At 68.4% G+C, this 20,823-nt stretch carries 17 protein-coding genes and 1 pseudogene; 9 read left to right on the top strand and 9 right to left on the bottom strand.

Features of this window, described 5'->3' with window-relative positions:
- Position 1: 1 nt before the first annotated feature.
- The 3 genes and pseudogenes from AAW51_RS31325 to AAW51_RS08540 all read left to right on the top strand — a co-directional run.
- A pseudogene (locus tag AAW51_RS31325) lies at positions 2-70 on the top strand (alpha-E domain-containing protein); the annotation flags it as partial.
- A 79-nt stretch (positions 71-149) separates the two neighbouring features.
- Positions 150-1,109, top strand: coding sequence for an alpha-E domain-containing protein (locus AAW51_RS08535; RefSeq protein WP_047194261.1), 960 nt, complete (start codon positions 150-152; stop codon positions 1,107-1,109).
- Positions 1,110-1,185: 76 nt separating this feature from the next.
- The gene (locus tag AAW51_RS08540; protein ID WP_047194262.1) at positions 1,186-1,980 is read left to right on the top strand and encodes a transglutaminase family protein; all 795 of its coding nucleotides are present in this window, start codon (positions 1,186-1,188) and stop codon (positions 1,978-1,980) included.
- 48 nt (positions 1,981-2,028) lie between these two features.
- Here AAW51_RS08540 and mltB read toward each other — a convergent pair whose 3' ends face one another.
- The 4 genes from mltB to AAW51_RS08560 all read right to left on the bottom strand — a co-directional run bounded on the left by mltB (position 2,029) and on the right by AAW51_RS08560 (position 7,345).
- A complete protein-coding gene (gene mltB / locus AAW51_RS08545; protein WP_047194263.1) occupies positions 2,029-3,120 on the bottom strand; it encodes a lytic murein transglycosylase B in 1,092 nt (363 codons plus the stop codon).
- The gene (locus tag AAW51_RS08550; protein ID WP_047194264.1) at positions 3,113-5,176 is read right to left on the bottom strand and encodes a transglutaminase TgpA family protein; all 2,064 of its coding nucleotides are present in this window, start codon (positions 5,174-5,176) and stop codon (positions 3,113-3,115) included. The genes mltB and AAW51_RS08550 overlap by 8 nt, the downstream gene beginning before the upstream one ends.
- A gap of 212 nt (positions 5,177-5,388) precedes the next feature.
- Positions 5,389-6,390: a DUF58 domain-containing protein gene (locus AAW51_RS08555; RefSeq protein WP_157359682.1), complete on the bottom strand. Its 1,002-nt coding sequence runs from the start codon at positions 6,388-6,390 to the stop codon at positions 5,389-5,391.
- Positions 6,391-6,418: 28 nt separating this feature from the next.
- Complete coding sequence (locus tag AAW51_RS08560) at positions 6,419-7,345, bottom strand: AAA family ATPase (RefSeq protein WP_047194266.1); 927 nt, start codon at positions 7,343-7,345, stop codon at positions 6,419-6,421.
- 49 nt (positions 7,346-7,394) lie between these two features.
- Here AAW51_RS08560 and AAW51_RS08565 point away from each other — a divergent pair, with 49 nt between their 5' ends.
- A complete protein-coding gene (locus AAW51_RS08565; RefSeq protein ID WP_047194267.1) occupies positions 7,395-8,330 on the top strand; it encodes a histone deacetylase family protein in 936 nt (311 codons plus the stop codon).
- 211 nt (positions 8,331-8,541) lie between these two features.
- On the opposite strand, the gene AAW51_RS08570 is transcribed toward AAW51_RS08565, so the two are convergent.
- Complete coding sequence (locus AAW51_RS08570) at positions 8,542-9,015, bottom strand: VOC family protein (RefSeq protein ID WP_047194268.1); 474 nt, start codon at positions 9,013-9,015, stop codon at positions 8,542-8,544.
- Positions 9,016-9,256: 241 nt separating this feature from the next.
- Positions 9,257-10,783, bottom strand: a complete 1,527-nt coding sequence (locus AAW51_RS08575; protein WP_047194269.1) for a fumarate hydratase — start codon at positions 10,781-10,783, stop codon at positions 9,257-9,259.
- A 751-nt stretch (positions 10,784-11,534) separates the two neighbouring features.
- Here AAW51_RS08575 and acs point away from each other — a divergent pair.
- Complete coding sequence (gene acs / locus AAW51_RS08580) at positions 11,535-13,511, top strand: acetate--CoA ligase (RefSeq protein ID WP_047194270.1); 1,977 nt, start codon at positions 11,535-11,537, stop codon at positions 13,509-13,511.
- Positions 13,512-13,717: 206 nt separating this feature from the next.
- On the top strand, positions 13,718-15,496 hold the full coding sequence (pabB, locus tag AAW51_RS08585) for an aminodeoxychorismate synthase component I (protein WP_047194271.1): 1,779 nt from the start codon (positions 13,718-13,720) through the stop codon (positions 15,494-15,496).
- A 78-nt stretch (positions 15,497-15,574) separates the two neighbouring features.
- Here pabB and AAW51_RS08590 read toward each other — a convergent pair whose 3' ends face one another.
- The gene (locus AAW51_RS08590) at positions 15,575-15,883 is read right to left on the bottom strand and encodes a c-type cytochrome (RefSeq protein ID WP_047194272.1); all 309 of its coding nucleotides are present in this window, start codon (positions 15,881-15,883) and stop codon (positions 15,575-15,577) included.
- Between AAW51_RS08590 and AAW51_RS08595 the strand changes: the two genes are divergently transcribed.
- Positions 15,875-16,234 carry a TIGR04438 family Trp-rich protein gene (locus AAW51_RS08595; RefSeq protein WP_335337670.1) on the top strand — a complete coding sequence of 120 codons (360 nt, stop codon included), beginning with the start codon at positions 15,875-15,877 and terminating at the stop codon, positions 16,232-16,234. The two genes, AAW51_RS08590 and AAW51_RS08595, sit on opposite strands and share 9 nt — an antisense overlap.
- Before the next feature lie 52 nt (positions 16,235-16,286).
- On the opposite strand, the gene ilvD is transcribed toward AAW51_RS08595, so the two are convergent.
- Positions 16,287-17,969, bottom strand: coding sequence for a dihydroxy-acid dehydratase (gene ilvD / locus AAW51_RS08600; RefSeq protein ID WP_047194274.1), 1,683 nt, complete (start codon positions 17,967-17,969; stop codon positions 16,287-16,289).
- A 116-nt stretch (positions 17,970-18,085) separates the two neighbouring features.
- Here ilvD and AAW51_RS08605 point away from each other — a divergent pair, with 116 nt between their 5' ends.
- Positions 18,086-18,991 carry a LysR family transcriptional regulator gene (locus AAW51_RS08605; RefSeq protein ID WP_047194275.1) on the top strand — a complete coding sequence of 302 codons (906 nt, stop codon included), beginning with the start codon at positions 18,086-18,088 and terminating at the stop codon, positions 18,989-18,991.
- A 42-nt stretch (positions 18,992-19,033) separates the two neighbouring features.
- Positions 19,034-19,831: a prolipoprotein diacylglyceryl transferase gene (gene lgt / locus AAW51_RS08610; RefSeq protein WP_047194276.1), complete on the top strand. Its 798-nt coding sequence runs from the start codon at positions 19,034-19,036 to the stop codon at positions 19,829-19,831.
- A 189-nt stretch (positions 19,832-20,020) separates the two neighbouring features.
- Here lgt and AAW51_RS08615 read toward each other — a convergent pair whose 3' ends face one another.
- Positions 20,021-20,821, bottom strand: a complete 801-nt coding sequence (locus tag AAW51_RS08615; protein WP_047194277.1) for an ABC transporter ATP-binding protein — start codon at positions 20,819-20,821, stop codon at positions 20,021-20,023.
- Positions 20,822-20,823 lie beyond the last annotated feature (2 nt).

The following is a 20,823-nucleotide window of genomic DNA, read 5'->3' on the forward strand; positions in this document are numbered from 1 at the left end:
GATGCTATCTAGGACCGCCGATCACTTGTTCTGGATGGCCCGGTACATGGAGCGGGCGGGTCAGCCGGCCTTGGCCGGCTGCGGCGTAGCCGGTACAGCACAGCACACGCGGCAGCGTGCGGCGGGGTTCTCCGCCCTGGGAGTCGAAGATGCTATCTAGGACCGCCGATCACTTGTTCTGGATGGCCCGGTACATGGAGAGGGCGGAGAACACCGCCCGCATGTTGGACGTCAACTACCAGACCGCGCTGCTGCCGCAATCGGCGGGGGTGGCTGAACTGGGCTGGAAGGGGCTGTTGAGCATCTCCGAGCTGACAAGCGACTTCTCAGAGCGTTACGACGAGGTGTCAGCGCGCAACGTGATGGACTACATGGTGCGCGACGAGAGCAATGCGTCGAGCATCGCGGCCTGTTTGCGCGCGGCACGTGAAAACGCGCGGGCGGTGCGTGGCACGCTCACCACCGAGGTGTGGGAGACGCAAAACCAGACCTGGCTGGAGTTCAAGCGCCTGATGGACGGCGGGCGGCTGCGGCGCGACCCGGCGCAGCTGTTCGAGTGGGTCAAGTTCCGCTCGCATCTCTCGCGCGGTGTGACGCTGGGCACCATGCTGCAGGACGAAGCCTTTCACTTCCTGCGCATCGGCACCTTCCTCGAGCGGGCCGACAACACGGCGCGGCTGCTCGACGTCAAGTTCCACGCGGTGCAAAGCGAGTTCTTCGGGGCCGCCAGCCGCAAGGACCTGGAATACGACTTCTATCACTGGTCGGCGATCCTGCGGTCGGTGTCGGGCTTCGAGGTGTACCGCAAGGTCTACCGCAACGTGATCCAGCCCGAGAAGGTCGCGGAGCTGCTCATCCTGCGCGCCGACATGCCGCGCTCGTTGGCGGCCTGCATGAACGAAGTGGTGCAGAACCTGGGCTGCGTGTCGAACGAGCAGTCGCACGAGACCTTGCGACGCGCCGGCCGGCTGCGCGCCGACCTGCAGTACGGCCGCATCGACGAGATCCTGTCGACCGGCTTGCATGCCTTCTTGACGCAGTTTCTCGATCGCGTCGGTGAACTGGGGCTGGGGATCAGCCGCGACTTCCTGGTGCCGGCGCAAAGCTGAGGGGCAGGCCCCCTTGTCCGCGCCAGGCCCTTGTCGTCCCCAGCAGCACCAGCCCCGGACCGGAGACCTCCAGCAGATGCGTTTCGCCATCCATCACGCCACCCACTACGAGTACAGCAGCGAGCTGGAGCACGGGGTGCAGGTGGTGTGCCTCACGCCGGCGACCTCGGCGCACCAGCGTGTGCTCGAGTGGCAGGTCCAGGCGCCGGGGCGCTTGTTCGCGAGCGTCGACGGCTACGGCAACCTGACCCACACCTACACGCTGCCGCCGCGCATGCGCAAGGGCACGATCCGGGCGCATGGTCTGGTCGAGACCACCGCCTGCCACGAGCTGGTCGACGCCGAGCAGGCGGTGTCGCCGCAGCTCTATTTGCGCACCACCCCGTTGGCCGAGCCGCACCGCCGTGTCGCCGATTTCGCCGCGCCCCACCTCGACGGAGGGCCCGCGGTCGAGCGCCTGCTGGCGCTGGCCGCCGCCGTGATCGAGCAGGTGCGTTATCGCCCGGGGCACACCGGGGTGCAGACCACCGCGCTGGAGGCCTTCGACTGGGGCAAGGGCGTCTGCCAGGACCAGGCGCATGTGTACATCGCGGCGTGCCGCAGCCACGGCGTGCCCGCGCGTTACGTGAGCGGCTATTTTCATGCGCCCGATGCGCCGGAACTGGCCAGCCACGCTTGGGTGGACGTGTGTGTCGACATCGCTGCACGTCGGTGGGTGAGTGTCGACGTCACGCATGCCTGCCTGATGGACGAGCGGCATGTGCGGCTGGCGGTGGGGCCCGATTACGGCGCCTGCCCACCGGTCAAGGGTATTCGTCGTGGCGGCGGCGACGAGAGGATGCAGGTGCACATCGACATCCGCAGCGTGTGACGGCTGCACCGCGCCGCGGTGCAGCGGCATCACCCCTCCGCTGCGGCGTCAGTGCGTCGTTGGACGGGCGGCGTGGAGCGCGCCCACCGTGCGGCCCAACTCGATCACCGCCATCGCGTAATAGCTCGACCAGTTGTAGCGCGTGATGGCGTAGAAGTTGGGCGTGCCGGCCACATAGCTGGGCGCGGCGTCGCCGTTCTGCAGTTCGATCAGGGCCAGCTTGCCCTCGAAGCGGCGTCCTTCTTCCGACAGGCTGGCGCCGTGCTGCGCGAACTGCTCGGCGGTGAAACTGGGCAGGATGTCGGGCACCAGCAGTGCCGCACGGTCGCGCACCTCGACCGGCGCGGCCACGTTGAAATAGGTGGGCTGGCCGCGCTGCCAGCCGAACTCGGCCAGGTAGTGCGCGACACTGCCGATCACGTCGGCCGTGCTGTGGCGCAGGTCGACGCGCCCGTCGCCGTCGAAGTCCACGGCGTATTTGTTCCAGCTGCTCGGCATGAACTGCGGCATGCCCATCGCGCCGGCGTAAGAGCCGCGCACCGTCAGCGGATCGAGCCCTTCGCTGCGGCACAGCACCAGCAGCTGCTCCAGCTCCTGCCGGAAGAACGCGGTGCGGTCGCGCCGCCCGGGCGGGAAGTCGAAGCTGAGGGTGGCGAGCGCGTCGAGCACACGGAAGTTGCCCATCTGCTGGCCGTAGATGGTTTCGACACCGACGATGCCGACGACGATTTCGGGCGGCACCCCGTACATCTGTTCCGCCTGCCGCAGCCAGCGCTCGTTCGCCTCCCAAAAGGCGAGGCCGGCGCGGATGCGCTTGGGTTCGACGAAGCGGGAACGGTAGGCGGCCCAGTTCTTCGCGGTGCCGGCCGAGGGCGGCATGATGTAGCGCGCCACCGCCGGGATGAAGCGCGACTGGCCCAGCACGTCGCGCACCCACGCGGCGTCGAGTTGCTGGCGCTGGGCAATCTCGTCGGCCAGGCCCATCACGTCGGCTCGGCCGCCATAAGTGACGACGTCCGGCGCATCGGGCGAGTGGCGGTTTTGAGCGAACGCAGTGCTGCAGACGAGCGAAGTGGCCAGCAGCCAACGGGCAAGGGGCCGCCGGCGGGGACGCGGGGCGAGGCAGGTCTTGTCAAGCATGGTCAAGGTGGGCAAGGGCCCGCCGCAGGTCGCGCGCGAGCGAACGTGTCAGTGTAGAGGCGCCGCGGCCGCCGGCCGGAGGGGGCCCGTAGCGCTCGGCTTCGAGCCGGTTCAACAGGGCCGCAACGCCTGCGGCCCGCTCGCCGAAACGTTGCAGCGCCCGCTGCGCCAGTTCTCGGGGGGGCGTGTGTGGGCCGGATTCGAGGCCGGCATCGGCCAGGCGCATGCGCATCCGGTGGTACAGCCGCAGCCACGGGTCCTGGCGCTGGCGTCCCCACCAGGCCCAGACGGCCCCGCCTGCGGACGCAGCGGCGACCAGCAGCGCCAACAGCAAGGCCAGGTCGCGCCAGCTGGGGGTGTCGAAGCCCAGGCCCTTCAACAGGTCGCGCTGGCGCCCCTGCGAGTAGTTCAGCACCCATTGGCTCCAGGCATTGTTGAGGGCGTCCCATCGGTGCTGCAGATGTCGCCAGGCGGTGGGGTCCACCGTGTCGAAGACCGAGGACACCAGGCCTTGGTTGGGCCGCAGGCTCGGCGGGCGCGTCACCCGGGCGGGGGCCGCGGCGGCGGTTGGATCGGCGCGCACCCAGCCCTGACCTTGCTGCCAATATTCCGCCCAGGCATGGGCAAAGCTGTTGCGCACCAGGTAGTAGCCGTCGACCGGGTTGCGCTCGGCGCCCTGGTACCCGGTGACGACACGCGCCGGCACGCCGAGCGCGCGCATCACGACGACAAAGGCGCCGGCGAAGTGTTCGCAAAAACCTTGCTTGCCGTCGAGCCAGAACTCGTCGATGGCATGTCGACCACGCTCATCCCCGTAGATTCCCGGGCTCAAGGTGTAGGCATACCCCTGCGTGCGGATGTGACGCAGCACGGCCTCGGCCAGCGCACGGGCATTCGCCTGTGCAAGGCGCGGGTCTTGGCGCAGCGCGGCCGCCCAGGCCAGCGTGCGCGGGTTGTAGCCCGCCGGCAGCTCGAGGTACTGCTGCAGGCCGGGCACCGAGGCTTCGGGACCATGACGGAAGTTCGAGTAGGCGGTGGCGGCGAAACGCCGGCGCTCCATCAGGGGACGGGGAAGGCCCCACTGCAGGTCGTCGTAGCGGCGCACCCGCAGGTCGTCGTCGGACTTCACGTCGGAGGTCACTTCCAGCAGGGCCAGGACCGGCACCCGCGTGGGCTCGACGGTGACCTCGTACTGCCACGGACGCCCCGTCAGCTGCAGCGCCGCGGCGACCCGCTGTTCGGGCCGCCAGTCGTTCCGCCGCGCCGGCAACCACTCGCGTCCGTTGAACTGGGACAGCACCGGGCCACGGAAGTACATGGCTTCGGGGGGCGGCTCCTGGCCGTTGAAGCGCAGGCGCATCGCGACGGTGTCGTCCAGCGCCAGCTCGGCCACGGTGCCCATCGCCATGACATCGGACAGCCCGGTGCGGCTGCCCGACGCATCGCTCGGCACACCCCACAGTGGCCCGAAGCGGGGGAACAGCAGGAACAGCGCCACCATCACCGGCGCGCCGAACAAGCACATGCGCGCTGCCAGGCCACCGGCGTTGCGCAGGCTCGGATGGCCGACCGGCATATGGGCCAGCACCAGCGAGGTCAGCAGCCCCCACACCGCGACCACCATCGCGACCGCCAGCAGCAGCGACTGCGAGTACAGGAAGTGCGTCAGCACCAGGAAAAAGCCGAGAAAAAACACCACGAAGGCGTCGCGCCGCGCACGCAGCTCGAGCGTTTTCAGGGCCATCAGCACCACCACCATCGTGACCCCCGCCTCCTTGCCGACCAGGCTGCGGTGGCTCAGCCAGGTGGCGCCGAGCGAGGCCAGCAGCAACAGCGCCAGCATCCAGCGTGACGGCAGCGGGCGGCCCGCAAGCGCGAGCCATGCACGCCACAGCAGCACCACACCGGCCAGCGCGGAGCACCACACCGGCAGGTGCGCCACGTGGGGCCCGACCACCCAGGCGATCACGGCGAGCAGGAACAGGGTGTCTCGGGTTTCGCGGGGCCAGTGCGCCCAGCGGGACCACCAACCGCCGCGGGAGGTGGAGGAGGACATTACGTTGACAGCTTGCATGTCCGGGGGGCCCTTAGGGCGGGGGAAAGCAGGGTATTACCAGGCGCCATGCCAGGGCCGAATGGGAGGCCGCAGAGCCGGCGGTCGGCGTGTGCACAAGGGCCGGGGAAGCGGCGGCACGACGTCGGTGCGGTGGTGGCGGGACGGGAGATCACCTGCGCAGTACAGCCTTGGTTTCATGTCGACGAGCGGTGCTAGCCGGCGAACAATGCCAGCTGCTCCAGACAACGGCGGCGGTGCGCCTCGCCATGTTCCGGAGCAATCTCCCGGCCCGGCAGCCGCAGCCCGTAGACCATGTCGAGCCGGTCGGCGAGCATCACCCACGCCGCCAGGCGCGACAGGCGCGCCTCGATGCCCGGCACGGCGGCTTGCTGGTAGTCGATCCACAGTTCCTGGCGGGACGGCGCCGACGTGTCTCGGCTGACCATTTCGTCGCTTTTCGCGACCTTCTTCCACACCACCATCTTCAGCGGATCGCCGCGTCGGTAGGCCCGCACCCCTTCGGTTTCGCCGCCCTGAGCCTGGCGCGCGCTCATCGGTCCGCCGGGCATCGGCAAGGCGCCGGGCAAAGGCGGCGCCTGCACTTCCGGCGCCGGGTAGACCAGCAGCTGCGACGCCGGCCGCCAGACCGACCAGACGCGGAAGATCCCGAGCGGAAAGCGCGTCTCGGCGGTCAGGGCCGGCACCGGGTGCAGTCCACGCGCCTGCGGCTGGAAGCTGACATGCGTCACGGCCTGCGCCTGCGGCGGCACATCGGTCCAGCTCCAGCCGTCGATGCTGCCGGGCGTGTACACCCGCAAACCGATGCCGTAGCGGTTGCGCCGGTCTTCGCTCGTGAGGGTCACTTCGAGCGTTGCCGGCTCGCCACAGAAGACGGGCGCCGGCGGCTTGAGGCGCAGTGTCAGCCCGCGCAGGGTGCCATGGGTCACGTACATGCCGGCGACGCCGGCACCGGCCAGCAGGAAGGTCAGCAGATAGCCGAGGTTGAGCTGGAAGTTGATCGACGCCAGCAGCAACACCAGCAAGGTGAGGGCGAACATGACGCCCGGGCGGGTGGGCAGGATGTAGACGTTGTGCTGGGTCAGCAGCTGCGTGTCGGACAGGGGGATGCGCGCTTGCCACCAGGCCTGGAAGCGCCGCTGCACCCAAGCCAGCGGTGTGGCCGGCAGGCGGCCGAAGGGCGTGGTGGTGGCCATGCTACTGCGGGCAGACGCGGTCACGGGTTCAAGGCAGCGGCACGGCCTCGATCATGGCTTGCACCTGCTCGGCGCGGCCGCGCCCGCTGCTGGCCACCGGCATCAGGCGATGGGCGATGGCTTGCGGCAGGATGGCCTGGATGTCGTCGGGTGCGACATAGCTGCGCTGCGCGAGTAGCGCACGCGCCTTGGCGGCGCGCAGCACGGCTATGCCCGCCCGGGGACTCAGGCCTTCGACGAACCAGCGGCCGGAGCGCGTGGCGGCGATCAGGTCCTGGAGGTAGTCAAGCAAGGGGTCGGCGGCGTGCACCTGCAGCACCGCCTGCTGGGCGGTCCGCAATTCCGCCGGTGTCATCACGGGCGGCAGGTGTTCGATCGCGTGGCGGCGGTCATTGCCGGCCAGCAGCTGGCGCTCCGAGGCCCGGTCGGGATAGCCGAGCGTGATGCACATCAGGAAGCGGTCGAGCTGCGATTCGGGCAGCGGGTAGGTGCCGAGCTGGTCGCTCGGGTTCTGCGTCGCGATCACGAAAAACGGCGACGGCAACGGACGGGTTTCGCTCTCGGTGGTGACCTGGTGCTCTTCCATGGCCTCGAGCAAGGCACTTTGCGTCTTGGGCCCGGCACGGTTGATTTCGTCGGCCAGCAGCACCTGCGTGAACACCGGGCCGGGGTGGAACACGAAGGCTTCCTTGCCGCGCTCGTAGACACTGACACCGACCAGGTCGGAAGGCATCAGGTCGGCCGTGAACTGAACCCGGGAAAAGCGCAGCCCCAGCGACACCGCCAGCGCGTGGGCCAGCGTGGTCTTGCCCACACCGGGTACGTCTTCGATCAGCAGGTGGCCCCCGGCCAGCAGGCAGGCGACGCTGTCTTCGACCTGGCGATGCTTGCCGACAATGATCGTGTTAACCTGATCTAGCAGCCGTTGCAGCTGCGCATGCACAGAGGCGCTCATAGCGGGCACCTTAACCGAAAACACGACTGTTCGACGGGGACGAGTTCAAATGGCGACCGGCTTCTATAGCCATCCCGATTGCCGGCGGCACGACATGGGGACGGGCCACCCGGAGTGTCCTGAACGACTCGACGCCATCAACGACTTTCTGCTGGCGACCGGCCTGGATGTGGCGCTGAATCAGCGCGAGGCGCCCGAAGTGGCGCTCAGCGACGTGCAACTCGCCCACAACGCCGGCTACGTCGCCAACCTGCGCGACCTGATGGCGCAAGTGGCACAGAGCGGCGAGCGGCGGGCGGTCGACCCGGACACGGTGATCTGCCCGCACAGTTGGCCCGCCGCGCTGAGGGCTGCCGGCGCTGCGGTGGCAGCCACTGACGCGGTGCTTGACCGGCAGCTGGAAAACGCCTTTTGCGCGGTGCGGCCGCCCGGCCACCACGCCACGCGCAGTCAGGCGATGGGCTTTTGCTTCTTCAACAACGTCGCGATCGCGGCGCGCCACGCGCTCGACGTGCGCCGCCTCAAGCGGGTGGCGGTGGTCGACTTCGACGTGCACCACGGCAACGGCACCGAGGAGATCCTGACCGGTGACGACCGGGTGCTGATGGTCAGCTTCTTCCAGCACCCGCTGTATCCCTACAGCGGCACCGAGCCCGCGGCCGACAACATGGTCAACCTGCCGGTGCCGGCTTACACCAAGGGCATGGAGATCCGCGAACTGGTCGAGGCGATCTGGATCCCCCGGCTGGAGCGTTTCAAGCCCGAGATGATCTTCATCTCGGCCGGCTTCGACGCCCACCGCGAAGACGACCTGGCCCAGATGGGCTTGGTCGAGGCCGACTACGAGTGGATCACCCGGCGCATCAAAGACGTGGCGCAGCGCTATTGCAAGGGACGCATCGTCTCGTGCCTCGAAGGCGGCTACAACCTGAGCGCACTGGGCCGCAGCGTCGGTGCCCATCTCAGGGTGCTGGCGGGCGTCTGACCGACCGACGGCGGCGCGAGAGCCTCGCCAGCCTCTGACCGGCGGCCGCGCGCAAGCCAACGGCGGCGGCGCCTGCGGCACCAGGACGGCCCCACACGGCTGAAGGTGGGCCGTCCGACCTCGACATCATTCGGTTCGGCGCTTGCCGCGCGTCGCCCCCCGCCTTGAGCCCCGGCGGCGCTGCCCGCGCGGCGCCCGGCACCGTCACCGCTCAAGCCGGCTGCGCGAACAACTGCGCGGCGCGGCGCTCGAGTTCGTCCGGGGGCACGTCCTCAACGTGGGTGGCGATGTGCCACTTGTGCCCGAACGGATCTTTCACGCTGCCGCTGCGGTCGCCGTAGAACTGGTCGGCGACTTCCATCGTCAGGGTGGCGCCCGCGGCGACCGCACGCTCGACGACGGCGTCGACGTTGTCGACATACAGCATCAGCGTGGTGCCGGAATCGCCGATGGTGGCGGGGCTCAGCGCGTTCCACTGGGGCGACTCGTCGTGCAGCATCACCACCGAGCCGCCGATGCTGATTTCGGCGTGCGCGATCAGGCCGCCCGGCATGTTCATGCGCATGTTCTCGACGGCGCCGAAGGCCTTCTTGTAAAACTCGATCGCGTCGGCTGCGCCCTTGATGGTGAGGTAGGGCGTGATGGAGGTGTAGCCATCGGGGATGGCCTTGACTGCTTGTGACATACGGACTCCCTCGGGCGAATGGGTGGCAGGGGCCGCCCGCCAACGCCGGCCCGGACGCCGTCGGCGGGTGGTACTACTGTATGGATGTACAGCATAGCGAGCGTTGGAACGATACGCAAGCGCCGTTCGGCAGCCGAGGACGGCAGCGTCCGGAGGCCCTGAAAGACAAACGCCCTTGGCGCAGAGCGCAGAGGGCGTTTGGAGCGGGGCCTCGGAGGAGGCCCGGGCCAGTGGCCGGCGGTCAAGCGGTGGCGACGGGGATCTTGCCGATCTTCGCCTGCCACTCCTTTGGGCCGGTGATGTGCGCCGAGGTGCCGCCGGCGTCGACCGCCACCGTGACCGGCATGTCCTTGACCTCGAACTCGTAGATTGCTTCCATGCCCAGGTCTTCGAAGCCCACCACACGGGCCTGCTTGATCGCCTTGGACACCAGGTAGGCTGCCCCGCCCACCGCCATCAGGTAAGCGCTCTGGTGCTTGCGGATCGCCTCGATCGCGACCGGTCCGCGCTCGGCCTTGCCGACCATCGCGATCAACCCGGTACGCGCCAGCATCATCTCGGTGAACTTGTCCATGCGGGTGGCGGTGGTCGGGCCGGCCGGGCCCATCACTTCGTCGCGCACCGGGTCGACCGGGCCGACGTAGTAGATGACGCGGTTGGCGAAGTCCACCGGCAGCGACTCGCCCTTGGCCAGCATGTCCTGGATACGCTTGTGTGCCGCGTCGCGGCCGGTCAGCATCTTGCCACTCAACAGCAGCGTGTCGCCTGGCTTCCAGCTCGCCACTTCTTCACGCGTCAGCCGGTCGAGGTCGACTTTTTTCGACTTGTTGTAATCGGGCGCCCACTTCACGTCGGGCCACAGGTCCAGGCTGGGGGGCTCGAGGTAGGCGGGGCCGGAACCGTCGAGCACGAAATGCGCATGGCGGGTCGCCGCGCAGTTCGGGATCATGGCCACCGGCTTGGACGCGGCGTGCGTCGGGTAGGTCTTGATCTTGATGTCGAGCACGGTGGTCAGGCCGCCCAGGCCCTGCGCGCCGATGCCCAGCGCGTTGACCTTCTCGTACAGCTCGATGCGCAGTTCTTCGAGCTTGTTCTGCGGGCCGCGCTGCAGCAGGTCGTACATGTCGATGTCTTCCATCAACGACTCTTTCGCCAGCAGCATCGCCTTCTCGGCGGTGCCGCCGATGCCGATGCCCAGCATGCCGGGTGGGCACCAGCCGGCGCCCATGGTCGGCACCGTCTTGAGCACCCAGTCGACCAGCGAGTCGCTGGGGTTCATCATCACGAACTTCGACTTGTTCTCCGAGCCGCCGCCCTTGGCCGCGACGATCACGTCGATCGTGTTGCCGGGCACCACTTCCATGTGGATGACGGCCGGCGTGTTGTCCTTGGTGTTCTTGCGCTCGAAGTGCGGGTCGGCCAGCACCGAGGCGCGCAACTTGTTGTCGGGGTTGAGGTAGCCGCGCCGCACGCCTTCGTTGACGGCATCGGCGATCGAGCCGGGGAAGCCTTCGAACCGCACGTCCATGCCGATTTTCAGGAACACGTTGACGATGCCGGTGTCCTGGCAGATCGGGCGACGGCCCTCGGCGCACATCTTCGAATTGGTCAGGATCTGCGCGATGGCGTCCTTGGCGGCCGGCGACTCCTCGCGCTCGTAGGCGCGCGCCAGATGCTGGATGTAGTCGGCCGGGTGGTAGTAGCTGATGTACTGGAGCGAGGCGGCGACGCTTTCGACCAGGTCGTCGTGTCGGATCGTGGTGGTCATGGTGTGAGGAGTAGTGCGGGGCAGCCTGGGATTATCGCGCGGGCGGCCGCGGGCGCTCCCGGCCCGCGGCGCCGGCGGGCGGTCGCGATCGCCGCTCGCGTGTGTTTGTCACGCCTGCGGCTCGTCCGGGCCGACGCAGCCGGCCGCGTCGCCCGCCCGGCCGCCCAGGCGCCCCTCGTCGACCGCATCGACGACTACGGCCCCGGCGACGCAGACGCCGTCGGAAAAGCGGCAGCACTGTAGAAGTTGCCAGCAGAGTCTTGCGAGCCGAGATAGTAGTGTGCGCAAATGGTGATCCACAGATCGATACCCGTGATCCATAAAGCGAACAACAAGGTCAGGCGGTCGAGCCTGCGCCGGGAGGGCTCTTCCAGTACAGGCGTCGCCTTCCGCGGCGGGTGCGGCCTGCTGGGACCGTCCCGGCCTGCCGTCGCGCCGTGCCGTTGTGTCAGAACCAGTTGCCAGCCCGCAGGGCCAGGCCGTGCAGCCGATGCCGGCCACGCCACCCACCCCGCGCTCGGGTCTCACGCCTCGCGCCGTCCGACCGGCGTCGCCGCCGTCCGGCTCCGTCCGTCGGCCCACCCGGCGCGGCAGCGCTAACCCGCCGTATCAAGCGTTTCGTCCACGTGCCGCAAGAGTAAGCCGTTCGTAAGAGGGTCGCACTAAGGTGCCGCGCACATGAACGGTGCGCCTCTCGTTGGGCGATCGACCCGGCGCCATTCATCATCCATTGCCCCGAAAGGAGACGGTCATGTCGACCCCCGTGCAGGAACCCAAGGTCTACCTCCCCCCACAAGAACTGGTGAAGAGCGCGCACATCTCCGGGCTCGAGGCGTACCAGCGGCTCGTCGCCGAGGCGCAGCAGGATTACACCGGCTACTGGGCACGCCTGGCGCGCGAGTTCGTGACGTGGCAGACGCCGTTCACGCAGGTGCTGAACGAGCGCGACGCGCCGTTTTTCAAATGGTTCGAAGACGGACGGCTGAACGTCTCGTACAACTGCCTCGACGTGAACGTCGAGCGGGGCCTGGGCGACAAGACCGCCATCATCTTCGAGACCGATGACGGCCAGGTCACGCGCGTCACCTACCGCGAGCTGCTGGCGCGCACCTGCCAGATGGCGAACGCGCTGCGGTCGCGGGGCATCCAGAAGGGCGACCGTGTTGTCATCTACATGCCGATGTCGGTCGAAGGTGTCGTCGCGATGCAGGCCTGCGCCCGCATCGGGGCGACCCACTCGGTGGTGTTCGGCGGCTTCTCCGCGCAAAGCCTGCGCGACCGCATCCAGGATGCCGGCGCGGTGGCGGTGATCACCGCCGACGAGCAACTGCGTGGGGGCAAGCAATTGCCGCTCAAGGCCATCGTCGACGAGGCCCTGTCGCTCGGCGGCTGCGACACGATCCGCGACGTCGTCGTCTACCGTCGCACCGGCGGCAATGTCGGCTTCAATGCCCCGCGCGACAAGTGGCTGCACGAACTGCTCGACGGCCAGCCCGACCGCTGCGAGCCGGCATGGGTGGAAGCCGAACATCCGCTGTTCCTGCTTTACACCTCGGGCTCGACCGGCAAGCCCAAGGGGGTGCAGCACTCGAGCGCCGGCTATCTGCTGCACGCCGCTCTGACGACGAAGTGGACCTTCGACCTCAAGCCCGACGACGTGTTCTGGTGCACCGCCGACATCGGCTGGGTCACCGGCCACACCTACATCGCCTACGGCCCGCTGGCCAACGGCGGCACCCAGGTGATGTTCGAAGGCGTGCCGACCTATCCGGACGCCGGCCGGTTCTGGAAGATGATCCAGAACCACCGCGTCACCATCTTCTACACCGCGCCGACGGCGATCCGGTCGCTGATCAAGGCCGCCGAGGCCAACCCGGACGTCCACCCCAAGCGCTACGACCTCACCTCGCTGCGCATCCTCGGCTCGGTGGGCGAGCCGATCAACCCGGCGGCCTGGGAGTGGTACCACGCCAACGTGGGCGGCGGCCGCTGCCCCATCGTCGACACCTTCTGGCAGACGGAGACCGGCGGTCACATGATCACGCCCTTGCCGGGCGCGACCCCGCTGGTGCCCGGCTCCTGCACCTTGCCCTTCCCCGGCATCGTCGCCGACGTGGTCGACGAGACCGGCAAGGACGTGCCGTGGGGGCAGGGCGGCATCCTGGTCGTCAAGCGGCCCTGGCCCGCGATGATCCGCACCATCTGGGGTGACCCGGAGCGCTACAAGAAGAGCTACTACCCGGCCGATTTCCAGGGCAAGTACTACCTCGCCGGTGACGGCGCCATCCGCGATGCCAAGACCGGCTATTTCACGATCACCGGTCGCATCGACGACGTGCTGAACGTCTCGGGCCACCGCATGGGCACGATGGAGATCGAGTCGGCGTTGGTCTCGCACACCGAGTTGGTGGCCGAGGCCGCGGTGGTCGGCCGGCCCGACGACACGACCGGCGAAGCGATCTGTGCCTTCGTGGTGCTGAAGCGGCCGCGCCCGACCGGCGAGGAAGCCAAGCAGATCGCCAAGGCGCTGCGCGACTGGGTGGGCAAAGAGATCGGCCCGATCGCCAAGCCCAAGGACATCCGCTTCGGCGACAACCTGCCCAAGACCCGCTCCGGCAAGATCATGCGCCGGCTGTTGCGCTCGATCGCCCGCGGCGAGGCCATCACGCAGGACACCTCGACACTCGAGAACCCGGCCATCCTCGAGCAGCTGTCGCAGACCAATTGAGCCCGGCGGCCGCACCCCGCCACCGCGAGCCGGGCGGGTGCGAGCCCGAGCGGTCCTCGCCCTCGGCTGTTTCGCCGTGGGGGTGACGCCGCCGCCGATCTCGTGAGCCCGGTGTCGTGCCGGGCGAGGGCCTGGTCGCATGTCGCGCCCGTGCCGAGGAGGGCTCGGGGATTAGACTTCGCCGCCTGACTTGCATCTGCGCGACGATGTCGTCCCTGCCGTCCTCTCCCTACGCCCTGATCGATTTCATTTCGCCTCGCGGCGGTGCCCCGCTGCGCGGCATGCTGACGCACCTGCGTGAGGTGTTGAGCGCGACCCGCCTCGAGGACGTCGCCAGCGTGATCGACGCCGCCTGGCAGCAATCACAGCAGGGTGCGTGGTGCGTCGGGTATGTCCGCTACGAGGCGGCGCCCGCCTTCGAGCCGCGGGCCGAAGTGCGAGCGGCCGACGGACCCCTCGCCTGGTTCGCGGTGTTCGAGTCGCTCCAGGCGTGGCCGGAGCAGGCCGACACGGGCCCGTATGCGGCGATGGACTGGCGCGACGACACCGACCCGGCCCGATTCGCCGCCGACATCAGCGCCATCCATGAGGCCATCGCCGCCGGCGAGGTCTACCAGGTCAACCACACCACCCGGCTGCGCAGCCCTTGGGCGGGAGAGCCGCGCGCGCTGTTCGACGCCTTGCGGCGCGCACAGCCCCAGGGCTACCTGGCCTGCATCGACTGTGGCGACGGCCGGCAGATCCTGTCTTTGTCGCCCGAGCTGTTTTTCGACTGGCAGCCGCCTGGCATCTTGTCGCGCCCGATGAAGGGGACGGCGCCGCGCGGCGCCACGCCCGAGCAGGACCGGGCGCTGGCCGAGGCGCTGGTGGCGTCGGAGAAAGAGCGTGCCGAAAACCTGATGATCGTCGACCTGATCCGCAACGACCTCTCGCGTGTGGCCGAACCGTTCAGCGTCGGGGTGCCGCGGCTGTTTCATCCGGAAGCCTGGCCCACTGTGTGGCAGATGACGTCGGACGTCGAGGCCCGCACCCGGGCCGGTGTCGGCTTGGCCGAGGTGTTCGCCGCCCTGTTCCCGTGCGGCTCGGTCACCGGGGCGCCGAAGCTGCGGGCCATGCACTGGATCCGGCAGCTGGAGGCAGCACCCCGCGGTGTCTATTGCGGTGCCGTCGGGGTGTTGCGGCCGGGCGGTGCGGCCACGTTCAACGTCGCCATCCGCACGTTGGAGTTGCACCAGGGGACCGCGGTGTGTGGCATCGGCAGCGGGATCACCGCCGACGCGGCGGTGGGCGCGGAGCAGCGTGAATGGAAGGTCAAGCGCGGCTTCCTGGAGCGTGGGGTGCGGCCGTTCCAACTGCTCGAAACGCTGCGGCTGGAGCGCGGGGTGTACGGCCGCCGCGACCGGCATCTGGCGCGGATGGCCGGCGCCGCGCAGCATTTCGCCTACCCGTTCGACGCCGGTGCCGTCGCCGCGGCCCTCGACGCGCTGGCAGCCGCCCATGCCGAAGGGGTGTGGCGAGTGCGGCTGCTGCTCGACGCCGCCGGCGCCGTGTCCGCCGAGGCGACGGCCCTGCCAGCGACGCCGGAACATCCGCAGGTGCAACTGGCGCAGGCGCCGATCGACGCCAGCAGCGAGTTCGTTCGCTTCAAGACCACCCGTCGCGAAGCCTATGACCAGCACGCGCCGCGGGAGGCGGGCGTGTTCGACACGTTGCTGTGGAACGAGCGGGGCGAGCTGACCGAGTTCACGCGCGGCAATCTCGGGCTGCGCCTGCAAGGCCGCTGGTACACGCCGGCGCTGCACTGCGGCCTGTTGAACGGGGTCTACCGCGCCGAGCTGGTCGAAGCGGGACAGTGGGTCGAAGCCACGCTGACGCCGGCCGACCTGGCGCGGGCCGAGGCGGTGGTGTTTGTCAATGGTTTGAGGGGGTGGGTCGAGGTGACCCTGCTGGACGACGGCGTGGCGCCGGAAACGACCCCGCCATAAAAAACAAACCCGCCCTTGCCGAGGCCGGCAGGACGGGTCGCATCAATGTTCTGGCCGGTGCCGCGGCACCGCGAGTGCTCACTTCACCGACATCACCCATTGCACCAGTTGCTTGGCTTCGGCCTCGCTGACCTGCGCATTGGCGGGCATCGGGACCGGACCCCAGACGCCGGCGCCACCCTTGATGATCTTTTGCGACAGCTTGTCCACGGCGTCCTTTTGCCCGGCGTACTTGGCCGCGACATCCTTGAAGGAGGGGCCGACCAGCTTTTTGTCGACCGCGTGGCAGGCCATGCAGTTTTTCTGCTGCGCCAGCTGTTGGCTGGCAAAGGCCGGTGAGGCCAGCGTCGCGCCCAGTGCTGCAACGAGAGCGAGTACGTGTTTCATTACGTCCTTTCGGTCCACGTGGGGTTGGTTTACATTTTGTTCAACGCATTCTATGCGCCGTGGTTGACCGGTCTCACCGTGCTCCCCGGGCGTTGCCGGAGAAAAGTCATGTGGTTTGTGGTGTTGGGTTTGCTGTTGATCGTGATGAAGTGGCTTGACTTCGGTCCGGTCGGCGGCTGGGCGTGGTGGTGGGTGCTGTCGCCCTTCGTCGGCGCCGTCCTCTGGTGGGCCTGGGCCGACTGGAGCGGCTATACCAAGCGCCGCGAGATCGACAAGATCGACGAACGCAAGAAGGAACGGCGCCGCAAGAACATGGCGGCGCTGGGCATGGAAGAGCGCCGCCGGCGCTGAACGCGGATGGCGGCGGCGGGGCTGGGCCGACGCCCGCCGCCGCCGCGGAGCCTCATTCGAACTTGTCTAGCACGGCACCCGAGCTGGCGCTCGACGCGTTGCGCGCGAACTTGGCCAGCACACCGCGGGTGTAGCGCGGGGCCGGGGCTTGCCACGCCGCGCGGCGGCGGGCGAGTTCTTCGTCGCTCACCTGCAACTGCAGCAGCAGCTGATGAGCGTCGATCGTGATCGAATCGCCTTCCTGCACCAGCGCAATGGTGCCGCCCACGGCGGCCTCCGGCGCCACGTGGCCGACCACCATACCCCAGGTACCTCCGGAGAAACGGCCGTCGGTGATCAGGCCGACCGACTCGCCCAGACCCTGGCCGATCAAGGCGCCGGTGGGCGCCAGCATCTCGGGCATGCCCGGCCCGCCCTTGGGGCCGAGGTAGCGCAGCACCATCACGTCACCGGCCTTGATCTGGTTCGCCATGATGGCGGCCAGGGCGGATTGTTCGTCGTCGAACACGCGCGCCGGGCCGGTGATGACCGGGTTCTTGAGCCCGGTGATCTTGGCGACACAACCTTCGGGCGCGAGATTGCCGCGCAGGATGGCCAAGTGCCCTTCGCGGTAGAGCGCTGCGTCGATGCTGCGGATCACGTTCTGGTCGGCCGACGGCACGTCCGGCACGTCGGCCAGGTTCTCGGCCACCGTCTTGCCGGTGATGGTCATGCAATCACCATGCAGCAGCCCGGCGTTCAGCAGCAGCTTCATCACCTGCGGGATGCCGCCCGCGCGGTGCAAATCCACCGCCAGGTATTGGCCCGAGGGTTTCAGGTCGCACAGCACCGGCACCTTCTTGCGCATGCGCTCGAAGTCGTCGATCGTCCACTCCACCTCGGCCGCATGGGCGATCGCGAGGAAGTGCAGCACCGCATTGGTCGAGCCGCCGGTCGCGAGGATCACTGCCACGGCGTTCTCGATCGCCTTGCGCGTCACGATGTCGCGCGGCTTCAGGTTGCGCTTGACGGCTTCGACCAGCGCGCGGGCCGACGCCTTGGCGGACTCGACCTTTTCGTCGTGCGGGTTGGCCATGGTCGACGAATAGGGCAGGCTCATGCCCAACGCCTCGAAGGCCGAACTCATGGTGTTGGCGGTGTACATGCCGCCGCACGAGCCGCTGCCCGGGATGGCCCGGCGCTCGATCTCGCAGAAGTCTTCCTCGCTCATCTTGCCGGCCGAGAACTGGCCCACCGCCTCGAACACGCTGACGATGTTCAGGTCCTGCCCCTTATAGCGGCCGGGCAGGATGGTGCCGCCGTACACGTAGATGGACGGCACGTTGGCGCGCAGCATGCCCATCATGCCGCCGGGCATGTTCTTGTCGCAGCCGCCTACCACCAGCACGCCGTCCATCCACTGGCCCTGCACGCAGGTTTCGATGCAGTCCGAAATCACTTCGCGCGACACCAGCGAGTACTTCATGCCTTCGGTGCCCATCGCCATGCCGTCGCTGATGGTCGGGGTGCCGAAGATCTGCGCGTTGCCGCCGGCTTCCTTGATGCCTTCGACGGCTGCGTCGGCCAGCTTTTGCAGCCCCGAGTTGCACGGCGTGATCGTCGAATGGCCGTTGGCCACACCGATCATCGGCTTGCTGAAGTCGTCGGCCTGGTAGCCCAGGGCGTAGTACATCGAACGGTTGGGCGCGCGCGCGACGCCCTCGGTGATGTTCTTGGAGCGGCGGTTGTAGCTCATGTCTTCCTCGTGGGGTCGGTAGGTCGTCCAGAGCGCAGTATGCGACGGTCGCTAGCTGTGCTCCAATATATCTTTGATGGCTTTTTAATACACCACATGAATTACAGCGGCAGGTCATGAGCGGCGTTTTCGAGTTGCGGCAGTTGCGCCAGTTCGTCGCGCTGGCAGAGGAACTGCACTTCGGCCGCGCGGCGGCCCGCCTGCACATGACGCAGCCGCCGCTGACCATCGCGATCCGCCAGCTCGAAACCGCGCTGGGTGCGTCGTTGTTCCACCGCACCCGGCGTTCGGTGGTGCTGAGTCCCGCCGGGGCGGCACTGCTGCCAGAGGCCCGTCGCCTGCTCGCCGACGCCGACCGGCTCGGCCCCTTGGTGCGCGCCGCGGCCGAGGGCCAGCTCGGGCGGCTGCGGCTGGGATTCGTCTCGAGTGTCGGGTACGGGCCGCTGCCGGGCTGGCTGAAGAGCTTCCGCGAGGCCTATCCCGGCGTGCAGCTGGCCCTGAAGGAGGCAACGCTCGACGTCCAACTCGCCGCCTTCGCCGCCGGCGAGATCGACGCCGGCTTCGTGCTGCATGCGGCGGGCGCCGCGCCCCCGCCCGGTTTCGAATCGCTGCGCGTGCTGCACGAGCGGCTGGCACTGGCGGTGCCGAGCGACCATCCGCTCGCCGCTGGTACCACGCCGGACCTGCGCGCGGCACTGGACGAACCGCTGGTGATCTTCCCGCGGCCCATCACGCCGTCGCTTTATGATGCGCTGCTTTCGTTGTACAGCGCCCACCAGGCCGTGCCGCAGATCGCTCAGGAAGCGATCCAGATGCAGACCATCGTCAACCTGGTGTCGGCGGGCATGGGCGTGGCCTGGGTGCCGGAGTCGGTCACCCGGTTGCAGCGCCCGGGCGTGGTGTACAGGGCCTTGCCGGCCAGCGGCCTGGCGTGCGACACCAGTTTGATCTGGCCGGTCTCGCGCCAGCCGGTGGTCGACCGCTTCATCGACCATGTGCGCGTTCAGGCCGCATCGCCCTGAGGGGGCAGCGGGCGCGCGCGTGGCATCACAAGGAATTCAGCGATGCTGGTGCATCCCCAGTTCGATCCCGTCGCCCTCAAGCTCGGCCCCCTGGCCATTCATTGGTACGGCCTGACCTATCTGGTCGCCTTCGGGCTGTTTCTGTGGCTCGCCTCCCTGCGGGTGCGCCAGCCTTGGTACACGCAGGCCGGCTGGACACGACGCGACGTCGAAGACCTGCTGTTCTACGGCGTGCTGGGTGTGGTGGTGGGCGGGCGGCTGGGCTATGTGCTGTTCTACAAGCCGGGCTATTACCTGTCGCATCCGCTGGAGGTGTTCGCCGTCTGGCAGGGCGGCATGGCCTTCCATGGCGGCATGCTGGGGGTGCTGGTCGCGATGGCCTTGTTCGCGCGCGTTAGGGGCCGCCGCTTCTTCGACGTGACCGACGTGATCGCGCCTTGTGTGCCCACGGGCCTTGCGTCCGGGCGCATCGGCAACTTCATCAACGGTGAGCTGTGGGGCCGGCCGGCCGACCCCGGGCTGCCGTGGGCGATGGTGTTCCCTCAGTCGGGCAGCGAGGTACCACGGCATCCGTCGCCGCTCTACCAGTTCGCGCTCGAAGGCCTGCTGCTGTTCGTGCTGCTGTGGCTGTACGCGCGCAAGCCACGGGCGACCGGGCAGGTGTCGGGCGCCTTTTTGTTCGGCTATGGCTGCTTTCGCTTCATCGCCGAATACTTCCGCCAGCCGGACAGCTTTCTCGGGCCGCTGGCGTTGGGGCTGAGCATGGGCCAGTGGTTGAGCCTGCCGATGGTGGTGGCCGGTGCACTGATTTGGTTCTGGGCGCGCCGCCGAGGTGCATGACGGCCGGCGCGTCGGTTCGCACCCCGCAAGAAAGAACGGTCTTCGCGCCACCGGGAGCGAAGACCGCGAAGAGGGCCTGAGCCCTGAGGAGATAAGGAGCAATCGCCGAACAACCGGCGGTACGGAACGAAAGCAAGTGCCGGGCCAGGGAGCCGTCGGTGCAGCGCCGCCGGCCGGCGGCGACCCGGCTCAGGCCGCCAAGGCTTGTGGCTGCCCGTGGCGGGTGTAGAGGAAGTCCAGCACCTGCTTGCGGCATGCCACGTAGCCGGGATGCTCCGCCAGCGCCACGCGGTCGCGGGGACGCGGCAGATCGACCGTCAGCACCTGGCCGATGGTGGCGGCGGGCCCGTTGGTCATCATCACGATCCGGTCGGACAGCAGCACGGCTTCATCGACGTCGTGCGTCACCATCACGACCGTGCTGCGGGTGCGTGCGACGATTTTCAGCAGCTCGTCCTGCAAGTGCGCCCGGGTCAAGGCATCGAGGGCGCCGAACGGCTCGTCCATCAGCAGCACCTTCGGTTCCATCGCCAGCGCCCGCGCAATGCCGACCCGCTGCTTCATCCCGCCCGAAATCTCGTGCGGTCGCTTCGCCGTCGCCGCCGCCATCCCGACCAGCTGCAGGGCTGCGTGGGTGCGCTCACGCAGCTGGGCCTTGCGCTCCTTGGCGCCGAACACGCGCTCCACCGCCAGGTAGACATTGTCGAAACAGGTCAGCCAGGGCAGCAAGGAATGGTTTTGGAACACCACCGCCCGTTCCGGCCCGGGTGAGCGGATCTCACGGTTGTCGCACAGCAGCGCGCCTTCCGTGGGCGACAGCAGGCCGGCAATCAGGTTCAGCAAGGTCGACTTGCCGCAGCCCGAGTGCCCGATCAGGCTGACGAACTCGCCTTTGGCGATTTGCAGGTGGATGTCGTGCAGGGCATGGAAGCGTCCCTTGGCAGACGTGAACACCATCTCCGCGCCTTGGACGTCGATGTAGCGGTTCATGG

Origin of the sequence: Caldimonas brevitalea, assembly GCF_001017435.1 — a bacterium.
In the GTDB taxonomy this organism is placed as follows: domain Bacteria; phylum Pseudomonadota; class Gammaproteobacteria; order Burkholderiales; family Burkholderiaceae_C; genus Caldimonas; species Caldimonas brevitalea.